12 protein-coding genes and 2 pseudogenes are annotated in these 16,699 nt (G+C 73.5%); 9 read left to right on the top strand and 5 right to left on the bottom strand.

The features are described 5' to 3' along the window. Positions 1-3: 3 nt before the first annotated feature. Entirely contained in the window at positions 4-717 is a 714-nt protein-coding gene (locus tag FM076_RS08300) for a GntR family transcriptional regulator (protein WP_173869281.1), read from the bottom strand. Positions 718-900: 183 nt separating this feature from the next. On the opposite strand from FM076_RS08300, the gene manD reads away from it, so the two are divergent. From manD to FM076_RS08280, 4 genes are all read left to right on the top strand, one after another. Continuing rightward, a complete protein-coding gene (gene manD, locus FM076_RS08295) occupies positions 901-2,109 on the top strand; it encodes a D-mannonate dehydratase ManD (RefSeq protein WP_173869280.1) in 1,209 nt (402 codons plus the stop codon). Further along, complete coding sequence (locus FM076_RS08290) at positions 2,106-3,596, top strand: mannitol dehydrogenase family protein (RefSeq protein ID WP_173869279.1); 1,491 nt, start codon at positions 2,106-2,108, stop codon at positions 3,594-3,596. Before manD ends, FM076_RS08290 begins: the two co-directional genes overlap by 4 nt. 61 nt (positions 3,597-3,657) lie before the next feature. Continuing rightward, complete coding sequence (locus FM076_RS08285) at positions 3,658-5,046, top strand: MFS transporter (protein ID WP_173869278.1); 1,389 nt, start codon at positions 3,658-3,660, stop codon at positions 5,044-5,046. Next, a complete protein-coding gene (locus FM076_RS08280; RefSeq protein ID WP_243274372.1) occupies positions 5,043-6,119 on the top strand; it encodes an L-idonate 5-dehydrogenase in 1,077 nt (358 codons plus the stop codon). The genes FM076_RS08285 and FM076_RS08280 overlap by 4 nt, the downstream gene beginning before the upstream one ends. A gap of 28 nt (positions 6,120-6,147) precedes the next feature. Here the strand turns inward: FM076_RS08280 and FM076_RS08275 are convergent. From FM076_RS08275 to FM076_RS08265, 3 genes and pseudogenes are all read right to left on the bottom strand, one after another. After that, a pseudogene (locus tag FM076_RS08275) lies at positions 6,148-6,844 on the bottom strand (SDR family NAD(P)-dependent oxidoreductase). Between the two features lie 771 nt (positions 6,845-7,615). After that, a pseudogene (locus tag FM076_RS08270) lies at positions 7,616-8,201 on the bottom strand (transposase). 48 nt (positions 8,202-8,249) lie between these two features. After that, entirely contained in the window at positions 8,250-8,837 is a 588-nt protein-coding gene (locus FM076_RS08265) for a TetR/AcrR family transcriptional regulator (RefSeq protein ID WP_173869277.1), read from the bottom strand. Between the two features lie 69 nt (positions 8,838-8,906). On the opposite strand from FM076_RS08265, the gene FM076_RS08260 reads away from it, so the two are divergent. From FM076_RS08260 to FM076_RS08250, 3 genes are all read left to right on the top strand, one after another. After that, entirely contained in the window at positions 8,907-9,800 is an 894-nt protein-coding gene (locus FM076_RS08260; protein WP_173869276.1) for an NADP-dependent oxidoreductase, read from the top strand. A 230-nt stretch (positions 9,801-10,030) separates the two neighbouring features. Next, positions 10,031-11,059, top strand: coding sequence for a 6-phosphofructokinase (locus FM076_RS08255; protein WP_173869275.1), 1,029 nt, complete (start codon positions 10,031-10,033; stop codon positions 11,057-11,059). Between the two features lie 43 nt (positions 11,060-11,102). Then, positions 11,103-12,440, top strand: a complete 1,338-nt coding sequence (locus FM076_RS08250; RefSeq protein ID WP_173869274.1) for an SLC13 family permease — start codon at positions 11,103-11,105, stop codon at positions 12,438-12,440. 189 nt (positions 12,441-12,629) lie between these two features. On the opposite strand, the gene FM076_RS08245 is transcribed toward FM076_RS08250, so the two are convergent. After that, the gene (locus FM076_RS08245; protein ID WP_173869273.1) at positions 12,630-14,618 is read right to left on the bottom strand and encodes an anthranilate synthase family protein; all 1,989 of its coding nucleotides are present in this window, start codon (positions 14,616-14,618) and stop codon (positions 12,630-12,632) included. A gap of 295 nt (positions 14,619-14,913) precedes the next feature. Here FM076_RS08245 and FM076_RS08240 point away from each other — a divergent pair, with 295 nt between their 5' ends. Further along, positions 14,914-16,263 (top strand): class II 3-deoxy-7-phosphoheptulonate synthase, encoded by a 1,350-nt coding sequence (locus tag FM076_RS08240; RefSeq protein ID WP_173869272.1) that lies wholly within the window; start codon positions 14,914-14,916, stop codon positions 16,261-16,263. Between the two features lie 130 nt (positions 16,264-16,393). Beyond that, positions 16,394-16,699 (top strand): (2Fe-2S)-binding protein (locus tag FM076_RS08235; protein WP_345944924.1); only part of this gene is annotated, 306 nt, incomplete at its 3' end.

Here is a 16,699-nt window from a genome sequence, read left to right as displayed (position 1 = left end):
GGCTCACTCCCACACGGCGACGCTGCGGCGGACCGGGGCGGAGGTGGGGTCGGTGGCGAACAGCTGGGGGGAGTGGGCGCGGATGCGCTCGATGTCGCTGAAGACGGCACGCAGGTGGGTGCGCATGGCCGTACGGGCGCGTCCCGTGTCGCCGCTGAGGACCGCCTCGAAGATGTCGCTGTGCTGGGTGGCGAACGCGGCCGAGGAGGCGTGCTCGTAGAGGCCGAGCCGGCGGGCCCGGTCCAGATGGCCCTTGGCGGCGGCCACCGTGGTCCAGGCGTTGGCGTGGCCGCTCAGCCGTAGCAGCCCCTGGTGGAACGCCTCGTCCAGGGCGAAGAACTCCTCCAGGTCGAGCCCGGGGCTGCGCTGGTGCTCCAGGTTCTCCCTCAGCTCGGTGACGATCGCGGTGTCGAGCTCGCCGGGCAGGTCGTCCAGTGCGGCCAGTTCCACCGCCTCGCGGAGGAACTGGGCGTCCGCGACCTGTGCCGGGTCCACCCGGGAGACGAAGGAGCCGATCTTGGGGAAGATCTGCACCAGCCCGTCCTGGGCCAGCATGATCAAGCTCTCCCGGACCGGGGTGCGGCTCACCCCGAGAGTGGCGGCCAGCTCGTTCTCGGAGATGGCGGTGCCCGGGGCGAGCTCCAGGGTCAGCACCATCCGGCGCAGCCGGTTGTAGAGGGCGCGCCGGCTGGTCGGCCGCCGCTTCGAGTCAGCCATGCGGCCCATCGTATCGGGACGCCGGGCAGCCGGGCCCGCCGGAGAAGACACAGGTGGCGCGGTGCACCCCCCTTGTCCGGCTGCGCGACAAGTGCTTGTATACAAGCCCTGACCGACCAGAGGCCCGGCCGACTGCCGGATCACTGGGAGGCTGGATTGACCGTTCGACAGAGAAGGGACGCCGTGAGCAAGATCGAGCACGCCGAGGTGTTCGTCGCTTCCCCGGGGCGCACGTTCGTCACCCTGCGCATCACCACCACCGACGGGGTCACCGGCCTCGGCGACGCCACCCTCAACGGACGCGAGCTGGCCGTCGCGGCCTATCTGCGCGACCACGTCGTCCCGCTGCTGCTCGGCAAGGACCCGGCCCGGATCGAGGACCTCTGGCAGTACCTGTACAAGGGCGCCTACTGGCGGCGCGGCCCGGTCACCATGACCGCCGTCTCCGCCGTCGACACCGCCCTGTGGGACATCAAGGGCAAGACCGCGGGGCTCCCCGTCTACCAGCTGCTCGGCGGCCGCTCCCGCGACGGCGTCCTCGTCTACGCGCACGCCAGCGGCACCGACATCCCCGCCCTCCTCGACGACGTCGAGCGCTTCCTCGAACTCGGCTACAAGGCGGTACGGGCCCAGGCCGCCGTCCCGGACGTCGGCGGCTCCTACGGCGTGCGCAAGGGCAAGCTGTACGAGCCGGCCGCCACCGCGCTGCCGGACGAGCAGCCCTGGGACACCGAGGCGTATCTGCGTTTCGCCCCCACCTACCTGGAGGCGGTACGGGAACGCTTCGGCTTCGGCTTCCACCTCCTGCACGACATCCACCACCGGCTCACGCCCATGGAGGCCGCCCGCTTCGGCAAGCGCGTCGAGGACGCCGGGCTGCTGTGGATGGAGGACCCGACCCCGGCCGAGAACCAGGAGGCGTTCCGCCTCATCCGGCAGCACACCACCACCCCGGTCGCGGTCGGCGAAGTGCTCACCTCCATCTGGGACGTCCAGCAGCTGATCACCGAGCAGCTCATCGACTACGTACGCACCAGCGTCGTGCACGCCGGAGGCATCACCCACCTGCGCCGGATCTTCGACCTCGCCGCGCTCTACCAGGTGCGGACCGGATCGCACGGCGCGACCGATCTGTCCCCGGTCAGCCTCAGCGCCAACGTCCACCTCGACCTGGCCGTCCCCAACTTCGGCATCCAGGAGTACATGGGCCACCCCGAGGAGGCCGCCGAGGTGTTCCGGGGCGGAGCCACCCTCGCCGACGGCATGCTGCATCCCGCGGAGGAGCCGGGGCTCGGGGTGGAGTACGACGAGAAGGCCGCCGCCCGCTTTCCGTACGAGCCGCGGTATCTGCCCGTGGCGCGGCGGCTGGACGGATCGGTCCACGACTGGTGACCGCCGCCGACCCGCTCGCCGGGCTTCCCCGCCTCGACCGCGCCGCGCTGCGCCGGCTCCCGCCCGAGTGCCGCCCCGCGTGCGACCCGGCAGGGCTGCGCACCCGCGTCGTCCACTTCGGGCTCGGCGCCTTCCACCGGGCGCACCAGGCCGTCTGGACCGAGCAGGCCGCCGCCCGGTCCGGGGAGCCCTGGGGGATCACCGCGGTGGCGCCCCGCTCCGCCGCGACGGCCCGGGCGCTGCGGGAGCAGGACTTCCTCTACTCGCTCACCGAGCGTCACCCCGGCGGCGCCGCCACCCGGGTCGTCGCGGCGCTGACCGGAGCCCTGGCGATGACCGAGGACGCCACGCGCCTCGACGCGCTGCTCGCCGACCCCGAAGTCACGGTCGTCACCCTCACCGTCACCGAGAAGGGCTACCACCGCGTCCCCGGGCGCACCCCGCGCGACGGTGGGGTCCTGGACCTGGCGGCTCCGGCCGTCGCCGCCGACCTCGAACGCGCCGCGGCGGGAGCCCACGGGGTGCGGCCGACCACCGTCGTCGGGCGTCTCGCCGCCGGGCTGGCCGACCGGATGCGGTCGGGAGCAGCGCCCGTCACCGTCGTCTCCTGCGACAACATGGCGGACAACGGCGCTGTACTGGGCGCTGTCGTCAGGGAGTTCGTCGCCGCCGGCGGTTGGCCCGACCGGCAGACCGTGCTCGACCGGATGGCCACCGCCGTCTCCTTCCCCGGCACGGTCGTGGACCGGATCGTCCCCGCCACCACCGGCGCCGACCTGAGCCGCGCCGCCGCGGCGCTCGGCGCGCGGGACACCGCGGCGGTGACCGGTGAGCCGTACCGGAGCTGGGTGCTGGAACACTCCTTCACCGCCCCCCGGCCGCCCTGGGAGCTGGACGGTGCGCTGCTCGTCCCCGACACCACGCCCTACCAGCTCACCAAGCTGCGGCTGCTCAACGGCTCCCACTCGGCCCTCGCCTACCTCGGACTGGCCGCTTCGCGGGACACCGTCGCCGACGCCCTGGACACCGACTGGGGCGGCCCCCTGGTGCGGAGCCTGTGTGCCGAGCTGGCCGCCACCCTGCCGCCCGGTGGACCTGACCCGGCCGCCTACGCGGACGAACTCGTCACCCGCTTCCGCAACCCCGCCATGGACCACCGGCTCCGGCAGATCGCCGCCGACGGCTCACTCAAACTCCCCGAACGCTGGCTTCCGGCGCTGCGCACCCTGCGTGCCGCCGGCAGACCCACCCCCCTGCTCGAACTCGCCCTCGCGGGCTGGGTGCACGCCACCCACCCCGACCGGCAGGCCGCCGACCCCGCGGCCGACGCCCTTGCCGCCTGCTGGCGCTCCCAGCCGGAGCCCGCCGGCACCGTCCGGGCCCTGCTCACCACGCTCGGCGCCCCCGACCTCGCCGACGACACCGCGCTCACCAGCGCCGTCGCCGCCTGGCTGCCCGCGCTCCGGGCGGGCCGCATCGAGGTCTGACCCCCACCCGTCCCCGTACGTCCGCGCGCTTCCCCGAGCGCTCACGAACAACGGAGTTCCGATGACGCACAGCGCCACCACCGAGCCGGCGGGCGCCGGCCGGGTGCAGCGCACGACCCGCGACCTGACCAGAGCCGCCGTCTCCGGATGGCTGGGTACGGCCATGGAGTTCATGGACTTCCAGCTCTACTCGCTGGCCGCCGCGATCGTCTTCAACAAGGTCTTCTTCCCCGGCGCCAGCCCGGCGTTCGGCCTCCTCGCCGCCATGGCCACCTACGGCGTCGGCTATGTGGCGCGCCTCGTCGGTGCCGTCTACTTCGGCCGGATGGGCGACCGCGTCGGGCGCAAGAAGGTCCTGGTCGTCACCATTCTGATGATGGGCGCGTCCACGACCCTCATCGGTGCGCTGCCCACCTACGCCGAGATCGGCCTGGCGGCTCCCACGCTGCTGGTCGCGCTGCGCCTGGTGCAGGGCTTCGGCGCCGGTGCGGAGATCGCCGGTGCCAGCGTCATGCTCGCCGAGTACGCCCCGGTCCGCCGCCGTGGCCTGGTCGCGTCGCTGGCCTCGCTGGGCACCAACACCGGCACCCTGGCCGCCTCCGGGCTGTGGGCCCTCCTGCTGGCCGTCCTCACCGAGGACCAGCTGCTGTCCTGGGGCTGGCGGCTGCCGTTCCTGCTGAGCTTCCTCCCCCTGCTGTTCGCCCTCTGGCTGCGCCGCAGCCTCAAGGAGAGCCCGGTCTTCGAGGAGCGCCCCGACGTCGTGGACGGGGTGGCCGTGAAGACCGACGAACTGCCCTCCGCCGTGGGGGAGGAGGCTGCCGGCGCGCTGGAGGCGGGACTGCGGCAGCGCAAGGGCCGGGCCTTCTTCCTCACACTCGGCCTGCGCTTCGGGCAGGCGGGCAACTCCGGTCTGATCCAGACCTTCCTGGTCGGCTACATCGCCGGCACCCTGGCCATCGACCGCTCCGTGCCCACCGACGCGATCCTCTACGGCTCACTGATCGGCTTCGTCACCGTCCCCGCGATCGGCATGGCGGGCGACCGCTGGGGCCGGCGCCCCGTCTATCTCGCGCTGTCCGGCCTGACGATGGTGCTGGCGTTCCCGCTCATGCTGATGATCGCCCACGGCAGCACCGTCGCGCTGACCGTCGGCATGATCCTCGCGCTGAACATCGGTGTGCTGGGGCTGTTCTCGCTGGAGAGCGTCACCATGGCCGAACTCTTCGGCTCCCGTACCCGGTTCACACAGCTGGCCGTCGCCAAGGAGATAGGCGGCGTGCTGGCCACCGCGATCGGCCCGGTGCTCGCCGCGGCGCTGACCGCCGCGACCGGCAGCTGGTGGCCCATCGCGGCCATGCTCGTCGTCTACTCGCTCATCACCCTGCTCTCCGCCCTGTTCTCCCCCGAGACCCGCGGCCGCGACCTGGTCCGCGTGGAGGACGCCGTATGACCGCCGCCGGCCGTACGCCAGCCGGCACCGGCATGAAAGCCGTCGTCGTCCACGGAGCGCGTGATGTACGGGTCGACGAGCGGCCCAGGCCCGAACCGGGCCCCGGCGAAGTGCTGCTCGCCCTCGAATGGGGCGGAATCTGCGGCTCCGACATCGGCTACTGGAAACACGGCGCTTCCGGCACCGCCACCCTCGCCCACCCCATGGTCCTCGGCCACGAGGTGGCGGGCCGGGTCGCCGCCGTCGGCACCGGCGTCACCGGGATCGCCGAAGGCACCCCCGCCACCGTGCACCCGGCGAGCCCGGTCGGTGACACGACGCTCCCCGGGCGGCTGGCCGGACGGACCAATCTGCTGCCTCGCGTACGGTACTTCGGCTCCGCCGCCTTCGATCCGCACACGGACGGCGGATTCTGCGAATACCGCACCGTGCCCGCCGGACAACTGCGTCCGCTGCCCGAAGGAGTCGACACCGAACGCGGGGCCCTCGCCGAGCCGTTGGCCGTCGCCATGCACGCCGTACGCCGGGCTCCGGCGGTGCGAGGGCGCTCCGTGCTGGTCAACGGCGCCGGGCCGATCGGCTCACTGCTCGTCGCCGCGCTCCGGCACTCCGGAGCCGCCCATGTCACCGCCGCCGATCTGGCGCCCGCCGCGCTGGACATCGCCCGTGCGATGGGTGCCGACGAGACCCGCGACCTGTCGCAGGGCCAGGAACTCCCCGGCGATATCGAGGTGGTCTTCGAGGCGTCCGGCGCTCCCGGGGCGCTCGGCCCGGTCCTGCGGGCCACCGCGCGCGGCGGCCACCTGATCCAGGTCGGCAATCTGCCCGGCACCCCGGCGCCCGCCGTACTTGGCGATCTGGTGACCCGTGAGATCACCTGGAGCGGTTCGTACCGCTTCGTGGAAGAGATCGACGACGCGCTGCGCGCCATGCGGGACGGCCTCGACGTGACCCCTGTCATCAGTCACCGCTTCGGTCTCGACGAGGCGGCCCGCGCCCTGGCCGTCGCGGCCGACCCCACGGCGGGCTGCGGCAAAGTGATGCTGCGGCTGGGGTCGTCCGGCGGAACGTAGCCGGCGCCGGGCCGGAGCCCGCTGACCGTCACGGCTCGCGGTGCACCTTCGTGTTGGACGCCTGCGCACGCGGACGGACCACCAGCAGGTCGATGTTGACGTGGCCGGGGCGGTCACGGCCCAGGCGACGGTGCCCGCGACCTCGCCGGCGGTCAGCGGCTCGGCCACGCCCGCGCACACCTTCGCCGCCTTCTCCTCGTCCCCGCGGAAACGGGTCAGTGCGAACTCTTCGGTTTTGACCATCCCGGGCGCGATCTCGATCACGCGGACCGGGCTGCCGACGATCTCCAGCCGCAGGGTCTCGGCGAGCACGTGCTGCGCGTGCTTCGCCGCGACATAGCCGGCCCCGCCCTCGTGCCCCGCCGTGGAGGACAGCCCCACGACGGTGCCGTCGCCGCTCGCGGTGAGCGCGGGCAGCAGTGCCTGGGTGACGTGCAGGGTGCCGAGGACGTTCGTCTCGTACATCTGCCGCCAGTCCTTCCGGATCGCCGGAGGCGACCGGGTCGGCCCCCAGCGCGCCGCACGCGTTGTTCACCACCACGTCCAGCGTGCCGAACCGCCCGGCGAACTCATCGACCGCCGCCCGGTCCGTCACATCCAGTGTGTACGCCTCTGCCAGGTGCCCCCGCCCCGGTGAGCTCCGCGGCCAGCGCTGCGATGCGGTCCTCGCGGCGCGCCGTGAGCACGACCCGGAAGCCGGACGCCGCCAGGCGGCGCGCTGCCATACCGCAGCAGCTCCGGGACAGGAGTGTGACCCGGCACGGGGGATCCTGGCGGACATCCTGCCGGCAGGCACCGGGGCCGGCGGAGCTGCCAGGGAGGGGTGATACGAGTGGAGAGCCGCAGATACCACACCGCCGCCCTGGCGCCCCGCTGGCCGGAGATCCGCCGCCGGGTCGAGGCGGACCGGGCGACGCGGGCCCATACCCCGCTCGACCACGGTCTGGGGCATCTGCTGGGCACGTTGCACCCCGCCGCGACATGGACGGACCGCGTGCTCACCCTCTCCCACGGGGGCCACGACCGCGATCTCCGGCTGGACGGGCGCGGCCTGCTCCTGGTGCCCTCGCTCTTCTGCTGGGGCGAGCCCGTCTGCCTCCGGGACCCCGAGCTGGATCCGGTGCTGGTCTATCCCGTACGGCACGAACTGGGCTGGGCCGTGGCCGACGGCCGGCCGGAAGGTGGCCAGTCCGCTCGCCCGTTGGCGTCCCTGATGGGGCGTTCCCGCGCGGCGGCGCGGGAGACGATCGCGGTCGGCCGCACCACCACCGAACTGCCCCGGCGTCTTGGTATAGCCCCGGCGTCTTGGTATAGCGCTCGCCGCCGCCGGCGAACACGCCACCACGCTGCGCGCGGCGGGCTTCATCACCACCCTTCGCAAGCACCGCGCCGCCCGCCACTCGCTGACGCCTGTCGGGGCGCGGCTGCTGGAGGAGAGCGTGGTCGACGCCCTCGGGGCCCGCGCCCAGGCAGTGTCCGGCGGATCACGGGCGGGGTCATAATCGGATCGTCGCGGCCGTGAGGGTGCCATGGAAGAGGTTGGCCTCTTGTCGTAACGGGTGGCGACGGCCCGGGAGTTCTTGAGCCGGTTGATCGTCCGCTCGGCCTCGTCGCGGCGCTTGTAGGTCTCGCGGTCGGAACCGGTGGGCCGTCCGCCCTTGGTCCCACGGCGTTCACGGTTGGCCTGCTGGTCTCGCGGCTCGGGGATGGTGTGCTTGGTCCGGCGTCTTCGCGGACAACGGCGGTTGCGGCGGGAGCTGTATGCCTTGTTACCGCCGAGGTGGTCCGGCCTGGTGCGCGGGCGGCGGCCCTGCGGCCGGGTGACCCGGATACGGTCGAGGAGCCCGATCATCTGTGGCGCGTCACTCCGCCGTCCTGGCGTGACCAGCATGGCCACCTGACGAAACGCTCGGGCAAGTCGCGCCAGGGTATCCCTGTGCGCACGCGGAACAGGATGCCGTTGATCACCTTCCGGTGATCGTTCCACCGACCGCCACGCTGCCCCGACAGCGGCAAGTGCGGCTCCAGCCGCGCCCACTCCGCATTCGTGAGATCACCGCCATACCGACAACAGCGAACCAGCAGACCGACAGTCACATGATCCGCCGGACAGTGCCTGGCGGCCGGTCCTCATGCGTGCGGGGGAGGGCAGGCGACCTCCCAGGCCGCCTCGATCATCCGGAAGATCTCGTCCACCGCCGCCTGGGGATCGGCCGCCTCACAGGCCAGCGTGTAGGCGTCGATCGCGAACCTCGCGATCGTCCGGCAGGCCGTGGTGCTCTGCGGCAGCTCCGGATCGGCGGCGATGGCCACCGCGAGCGACTCCGCGTGGCGCAGCCGCATCGACTCCTCGTACTCCCGCAGGGCGGGTGTGCCCTCGATCAGCTGCCGGACGGGGGCGGCGCCGTCCGCCGTGCAGTGGTGCACCAGGGCCAGGACCTCGCGGCGCAGCGCGGGGATCAGCGGCTCGTGCGGAGCCCGGTCGGTGACCGCCCGGGCGAGGCGCTGCTCGAAGTCCTGGTCCTGCTCGAACACCAGGGCCTCTTTCGAGGCGAAGTGGGCGAAGACGGTGGTGACGGCCACATCGGCCTCGGCGGCCACCTCGCGGATGCCCACCGTGTCGTACCCGCGTGCGAGGAAGAGCCGCAGCGCGGTGTCGGCGATCTTCTGGCGGGTCGCGGCCTTCTTGCGCTCACGGCGTCCGGTCGGCGCGGTCATGCCCTGACCCTATCAGGTGCGAAACCCAAACCGTTTTGAAAAGCTAACCGTTAGTGTTACGGTCGCCGCATGAGAAAAGTGAGCTTCGCCGAGTTCGGCGGACCGGACGTGCTGCGCCTCATCGACGCCGAGGAGCCCCACGCGGGCCCCGGCCGGATACGGATCGCCGTGCGGGCGGCGGGCGTGAACCCCGTCGACTGGAGAATCCGTGAGGGCCAGGTGCTCAAGGCACACCCGATCGAGTTGCCCTCCGGGGTCGGGCTGGACGCCTCCGGGGTGGTGGACGAGGTCGGCGAGGGCGTCGAAGGGGTCGCGGTCGGCGACCACGTGTTCGGTGAAGGCGCCGACACCTACGCCGAGTTCGCCGTGCTGTCGGCCTGGGCCCGGATGCCCGAGGGGCTGACGTTCGAAGAGGCGGCCGGATACCCCTCCGTGGTCGAGACCGCGCTGCGCGTCCTCCGCGAGGTCGGCGTACGGCCCGGGCAGACGCTGCTGGTCAGCGGCGCGTCCGGGGGAGTGGGATCGGCGGTGCTGCAGATCGCCCGCGAGCGCGGCATCGCGGTGATCGGCACCGCCGGTGCCGCCAACCAGGACTACCTGCGCGGTCTGGGCGCCACCGCCACGACCTACGGCGAGGGCTGGGTCGAGCGGGTGCGGCGGCTCGGCCCCGTCGACGCGGCTCTCGACCTGGCCGGCTCGGGCGTGCTCCGCGAACTCGTCGAGCTGGCCGGCGATCCGCGGAAGGTGGTCTCGATCGCGGATCTGCGCGCGCCGGAGTTCGGCGTCCGGTTCTCCGGCGTGGCCGGGAGCGTCCCCGACGCGCTCGCCGAGGCGGTCACCCTCATCTCGCGGGGCAGGCTGCACATCCCGGTCGAGAAGTCCTACCCGCTGGCCGAGGCCGCCGCCGCGCACGCCGACAGCCAGGCCGGTCACGCGCGCGGGCGCCGGGTGCTGGTCGTCTGAGCGGGCGCCGCACGGGCGTCCCGGGAGCCCGGCGAGCCGGGCTCCCGGGACGCCCGCGTCCTTCGTACGGGTGACGGCCTGCGGCCGTCGGCCCGCTTCTCCCAACGAAATCGGCCTCCCGGTCCATCCCGTGTGACATGGATCACCGCTAGCGTGACGGTTGTTGCGCTGCGCACACGTGTGTGTGCGGTGCGGCATCCAGGCGCGTCCATACGGAGAAGGGAGATCCCATGCGGGTCGGAGTGCTGACCGGTGGCGGCGACTGCCCCGGTCTCAACGCGGTCATGCGGGCCGTCGTCCGTAAGGGAGTCCAGGAGTACGGCTACGACTTCACCGGGTTCCGCGACGGCTGGCGCGGGCCGCTGGAGGGTGAGACGGTCCGGCTCGACATCCCGGCGGTGCGCGGCACCCTGCCCCGGGGCGGCACGATCCTCGGCTCCTCGCGGACCAACCCCTTCAAGGAGGAGGACGGCGTCCGCCGCATCAAGGAGAACCTCGCCAAACACGAGGTGGACGCCCTGATCGCCATCGGCGGCGAGGACACGCTCGGCGTCGCGGCCCGGCTCACCGACGCGTACGGGATCCCCTGCGTCGGCGTCCCCAAGACCATCGACAACGACCTGTCCGCCACCGACTACACCTTCGGTTTCAACACGGCCGTCACCGTCGCCACCGAGGCCATCGACCGGCTGCACACCACCGCCGAGTCCCACATGCGGGTACTCGTCGTCGAGGTGATGGGCCGGCACGCGGGCTGGATCGCCCTGCACTCCGGCCTCGCGGGCGGCGCCAACTGCATCCTCATCCCCGAGCAGCGCTTCGACCTCGACCAGGTCTGCGCCTGGGTCACCTCCCGCTTCAAGGCGAGCTACGCCCCCATCGTGGTGGTCGCGGAGGGCGCCATGCCCAAGGACGGCGAGATGGTGCTCAAGGACGAGAGCACCGACTCCTTCGGCCATGTGCGGCTGTCCGGGGTCGGGGAGTGGCTGGCCAAGCAGATCGAGGCCCGCACCGGCAAGGAGGCCCGCACCACGGTCCTCGGCCACATCCAGCGCGGCGGCACCCCCACCCCCTTCGACCGCTGGCTCGCCACCCGGTTCGGCCTGCACGCCATCGACGCCGTGCGGGACGGGGAGTGGGGCACGATGGTCGCCCTGCGCGGCACCGATATCGTGCGGGTACCGCTCGCCAAGGCCACGGAGAAGCTCAAGACGGTGGATCCGGCGCTCTACGAGGAGGCGGGCGTCTTCTTCGGATGAGACGTGGCTGAGTCATGGACGAGGGGTCGGGGGACGGGCCGGAATGAACGCACCACTGGCCGAGGCCCTCTCCGCGGCCCTGCTCCTGGCCACCCTCGTCTGGGCGGTCGCCCGCCCGCCGCACCGTCCGGAGGCCCTCGTCGCGGTCCCGGCCGCCGCGCTGGTGATCGCGACCGGCGCGGTGAGCCCCGGCCACGCGGCGGACGAAGCCGCCCGCCTGGGCCCGGTCATCGCGTTCCTGGCCGCCGTCCTGGTGCTGGCCAGGCTCTGCGCTGACGAGGGCCTCTTCCACGCCTGCGGGGCGTGGATGGCCCGCGCGGCCGCCCGGCCCCGCGCCCATGGGCGCCCCCGGCGCCTGCTGGGGGCGGTGTTCGCGGCGGCCTCGCTCACCACGGCGGTGCTGAGCCTCGACACCACCGTCGTCCTGCTGACCCCGGTGGTGTTCGCGACGGCCGCCCGGCTGGGCGTACATCCGAAGCCGCACGTGTACGCCTGCGCCCACCTGTCGAACAGCGCCTCCCTCCTGCTGCCGGTCTCCAATCTGACCAACCTCCTGGCGCTCGCCGCCACCGGGCTGACCTTCGCCCGGTTCGCGGGGCTGATGGCACTGCCCTGGCTGGTGGCGATCGCCGTGGAGTACCTGGTCCTGCGCCGGTTCTTCGCCCCGGAACTGGCCGACGGCGCCGGGGCCGACGGCGCCGCGGCGGGCGGTGCCGGGGCGGCCGGTGCCAGGGCAGACGCTGACGAGCCGGGGCCGGAGCCCGGGGAGCCGGCACACCCCCCGGTCCCGCTCTTCCCGCTGGTGACCGTCGCCTGCACCCTGGCGGGCTTCGTCGTCACCTCGGCGTCCGGCATCGAGCCGGCCTGGGCCGCGGCGGCGGGGGCGCTGGTGCTGGGCGTCCGCGCGGTGCGCCGCGGCCACACCTCGCCGCGCGGCCTGGTGCGGGCGGCCTCGGTGCCGTTCCTCGCGTTCGTCCTGGCGCTGGCCGTCGTCGTGCGCGCGGTGGTCGACAACGGGCTGGCCGACTGGCTGGGCCGGCTGGTGCCCGACGGCAGCGGGCTGCCCGACCTGCTCGCCGTCGCCGCGCTGGCGGCGCTGCTGGCCAACGTCATCAACAACCTGCCCGCCGTGCTGGTGCTGCTGCCGCTGACCGCGCCCGGCGGCGCGGGGCCGGTGCTGGCCGTGCTGCTCGGGGTCAACCTCGGCCCCAACCTCAGCTATGCCGGATCGCTGGCCACGCTGCTGTGGCGGCAGACGCTGCACCAGCACCGGCACCGCGTGGTGCTGGGCGAGTTCACCCGGCTCGGCCTGCTGACGGTGCCGCCCGCGCTGGGGCTGTCGGTCCTCGCCCTGTGGGGCTCGCTCCAACTCCTGGGGTGAGGCCGGCTCCTGGGCGGGACCTGCTCCTCGGACCGGTCCTCGGGCCGGCTCCTGGGCGGGACCAGCTCCTCGGACCGGTTCTTCGGGCCGGCTCCTCGGCGGTACCGGCCCCCCGGGGGGTGAGGCCCGGCCTGGGGTGAGTGGGGCCCGGTCCGGGCGGGGAGGTGTACCGCCCGGACCGGGGAGCCTTCAGCCGGCGGGGCGGGCCGGGGCGCCGGTGCCCGGGCGGCTCTCGCACACCGCGGCCAGCAGCTGGGCGACGAGCGTCATCCCGTCGAGGGTCAGCACCGACTCGGGGTGGAACTGCACCCCCGCGAAGCCGGGCCCGCGCAGCGCGTGGACCTCGCCGTTCGTCTCGTCGCGGCTCAGCTCGACACCGTGCAGGGCCAGCTCGACCGCCGCCTCGTCGTCGCAGCGGGCGGTGTAGGAGTTGTAGAAGCCCACCGTCTCCGGGCGGCCGAACAGCTCGATGGTCTCCTGCGCGCCCTGGTGGGGGCGCTCCTTGCGGACCAGCTCCAGCCCCAGTTCGGCGGCGAGCAGCTCGTGCCCGAGGCAGACGCCGAGAACCGGCCGGCGCCGGCCCCGCACCAGGTCGGCGGCGAGCCCGCGCAGCAGTCGCATCTTGGGGTCGCCCGCCTCGCGCGGGTCGCCCGGCCCCGGGCCCAGCACCACGGGCCCCTCGTGCCGCAACGCGTCCTCGCGCAGCCCGGGTTCGTCGTAGCGGCGCACCCGGACCGCGTGCCCCGCGGAGCGCAGCAGGTGGGCCAGCATCGAGGTGAAGGTGTCCTCACCGTCGACGACGAGCACCTCGGCCGCGTCGGCGGGGACCGGCTCGCCCACCCGCATCCGCAGCCAGAACGGGGCCAGCCCCGCGCGGCGGCCCTCCAGCGCGGCCTGCACCCGGGGGTCGTCGGCCAGCCGCGGGCCCGCCCCGCCCCGCCGGGGCGCCGGAGCCTGCCGCACGCCCAGCGCCGTGAGGACCCCGGCCGCCTTGGCGTGCGTCTCGGCCACCTCGCTCGCCGGGTCGGAGGCCCGCACCAGGGTGGCGCCGACGGGGAGGCGCAGCCGGCCGCTGCGCACGTCGATGTCGGCCGTGCGGATGAGGATGGGCGAGTCCAGGGTCTGGGCGCCGCCGGGGGTGCCTTCACCGGAGTCGTGCCCGAGCAGCGCGAGCGCTCCCGCGTAGTAGCCCCGCCCGCCCGACTCGTACCGCTCGATCACCCGGCAGGCGTTCTCCACCGGGGAGCCGGTGACGGTGGCCGCGAACATCGTCTCGCGCAGCACCTCGCGGACGTCCAGCGTGCTGCGGCCGCGCAGTTCGTACTCGGTGTGCGCCAGGTGCGCCATCTCCCTCAGGCGCGGACCGACCACGACGCCGCCCTCGTCGCCGACGGTGCACATCATCTTCAGCTCCTCGTCGACCACCATGGACAGCTCCTCGCTCTCCTTGCGGTCGGCCAGGAACTCCAGCAGCCCGGCCACGTCGGGCCCCTGCGGGGGGTAGCGGTAGGTGCCGCTGATGGGGTTCATCACGACGGTGCCCCCGTGCATCCGTACGTGCACCTCGGGGCTGGCGCCCACCAGCACGCGTTCGCCGGTGTGCACGACGAACGTCCAGTAGGCGCCCTGCTCGCCGCGCAGCAGCCGGCCGAAGAGGGCGAGGGCGTCGGCGCGGCGGAAGCCGGGGATGGTGGCCCGGTAGTCGCGCCGGACGACGAAGTTGGCGCCCTCGCCCGCGCCGATCTCGTCCCCCACGACGCGGCGCACGATCTCCTCGTACGCGCCGTCGTCCACGTCGAAGCCGCCCTGTTCGACCCGCACCCGGTGGCCGGGCAGCGCGGCGAGGGTCTCGGCCAGCGGCAGCTCGTACCGCTCCTCGGGCAGCAGGACGGACAGCGGCGTCCCGTCGTCGCACGCGGTGAAGCCGCGCTCACGGATCTGCCGGAACGGTACGAGGGCCAGCGCCCCCGCCTCGCCGTCCGCGCGGGCCGGGATGTCGGCCAGCCGCGCCACCTCCCGCACGGGCCCGGTCAGCACCTCGACCAGGTCGTGGTCACGGCCGGGGGTGCGCCGGCGCAGCAGCGCGAAGGGCGGGGCGCCGTCCTCGGCCAGACGGCTGAGGAGGGCGGCGGGGGAGGGTGCGGCGGAAGGGGCGGAGGAGGGGGAGGTGCGGTCCATGCGGGTTCCTTCTCGTGGGACGGGAGGGAACGGCCGGACACGGAAAAGGCCGCCCCTCGGGCGGCCTGTCGCGGTGCTGACGTCTGTCAGCGCGTACGCGCGTCGTGGCGGGCCGCCGTGCGGGCGGGCCACCACCAGTTCATGGTCGCGTACGCGTGCATGGCCGACACCATAGCCCACCGCCCGCCCGCCCGGGACCGTCCGGGGACGGGGCCCCGCCGCGGGCGCCCGCGGCGCGGTCTCGCATACCGGGCAGCGGGACGGACCGTGCCCGCGACCCCGTAATCTGGGGTGCGTGACTGTGAACGCCCACACCGACGCCGGTACCCACACCTGGCGAGACCTGCCCGCAGCACAGCAGCCCGACTGGCCGGACCACGAGGCTCTGCGCGACGTCCTCGCCGAGCTGGAGTCCTATCCCCCGCTCGTCTTCGCGGGCGAGTGCGACCAGCTGCGGGAGCGGCTCGGGTCGGTCGCGCGCGGTGAGGCGTTCCTGCTCCAGGGCGGCGACTGCGCCGAGGCGTTCGACCAGGTCAGCGCGGAGCACATCCGCAACAAGCTCAAGACGCTGCTCCAGATGGGCGCCGTCCTCACCTACGCGGGTGCCGTGCCCGTGGTGAAGGTGGGCCGGATCGCGGGCCAGTACAGCAAGCCGCGCTCCAAGCCGACCGAGACCCGCGACGGGGTGACGCTGCCCTCCTACCGGGGCGACTCGGTCAACGGCTTCGAGTTCACCCCCGAGGCGCGCCGGCCCGACCCGGAGCGGCTCAAGCGGATGTACCACGCCTCGGCCTCGACGCTGAACCTGGTGCGTGCCTTCACCACCGGCGGTTACGCCGATCTGCGCCAGGTGCACGCCTGGAACCAGGACTTCGTCAAGTCCAGCCCGTCCGGGCAGCGGTACGAGGCGCTGGCACGCGAGATCGACCAGGCCATGAAGTTCATGCGCGCCTGCGGTACCGACCCGGAGGAGCTGCGCACCGTCGAGTTCTTCTCCTCGCACGAGGCGCTGCTGCTCGACTACGAGTCGGCCCTCACCCGCGTCGACTCGCGCAGCGGCAACCTCTACGACGTGTCCGGGCACATGATCTGGATCGGCGAGCGCACCCGCCAGCTCGACGGCGCGCACGTCGAGTTCGCCTCCCGGGTGCGGAACCCGGTCGGGGTGAAGCTGGGGCCGACGACGAGCGCGGAGGAGGCGCTCGCCCTCATCGACCGCCTCGACCCGGACCGCGAGCCGGGCCGCCTCACCTTCATCACCCGGATGGGAGCGGACAAGATCCGCGACCGGCTGCCCGAGCTGGTGGAGAAGGTCACGGCTTCCGGCGCCCCGGTCGCCTGGGTGTGCGACCCGATGCACGGCAACACCTTCGAGGCGGCCAGCGGCCACAAGACGCGCCGTTTCGACGACGTGCTGGACGAGGTCAAGGGCTTCTTCGAGGTCCACAAGAGCCTGGGCACCCACCCCGGCGGCATCCACATGGAGCTGACGGGCGACGACGTCACCGAGTGCGTGGGCGGCGGCGACGAGATCTTCGTCGACGATCTGCACCAGCGCTACGAGACGGCCTGCGACCCGCGGCTCAACCGCAGCCAGTCGCTGGACCTGGCCTTCCTGGTCGCGGAGATGTACCGCGACCAGTGAGTCCGCCACACGCTCCGGGGCCCGCCTCACGCCTGTGACGCGGGCCCCGGACGCGTATGTGGACAGCCCCGGCCGGGTAAGGTTAGGTTAACCTCAGCAAGACTGACCGGACGGGAGCGGAGGTGGCCGCGTGTACGTCTGCTCGTGCTTCGGCGTCACCGAGGAGCAGGTGCGAGAGCACGCGGCGGCGGGGGCCTGCACCCCGCGCCAGATAGCCTCCGCGAGCAAGGCGGGCACGGACTGCGGCTCCTGCGTCCGCCGTATCCAGGGCATCCTGGGCCGTGGCCAGTGCCCTCGCAGGGCGGCGATGGAGCGGGGCGAGCCCGCTCTGGCGGCCGGCGCCGGGGAGGCCCCGGAACCGGAGTCCAGGCCCTGGGAGCCCGCGGTGTCCGAGCCCGCCGCGGCGGCCGGACCGGCGGTCCCGGCCCGCGCCGCG

The sequence above is a fragment of the Streptomyces albus subsp. chlorinus genome (assembly GCF_013302895.1).
Taxonomy (GTDB): domain Bacteria; phylum Actinomycetota; class Actinomycetes; order Streptomycetales; family Streptomycetaceae; genus Streptomyces; species Streptomyces chlorinus.
This window is presented reverse-complemented; position numbering and strand designations above follow the sequence as displayed.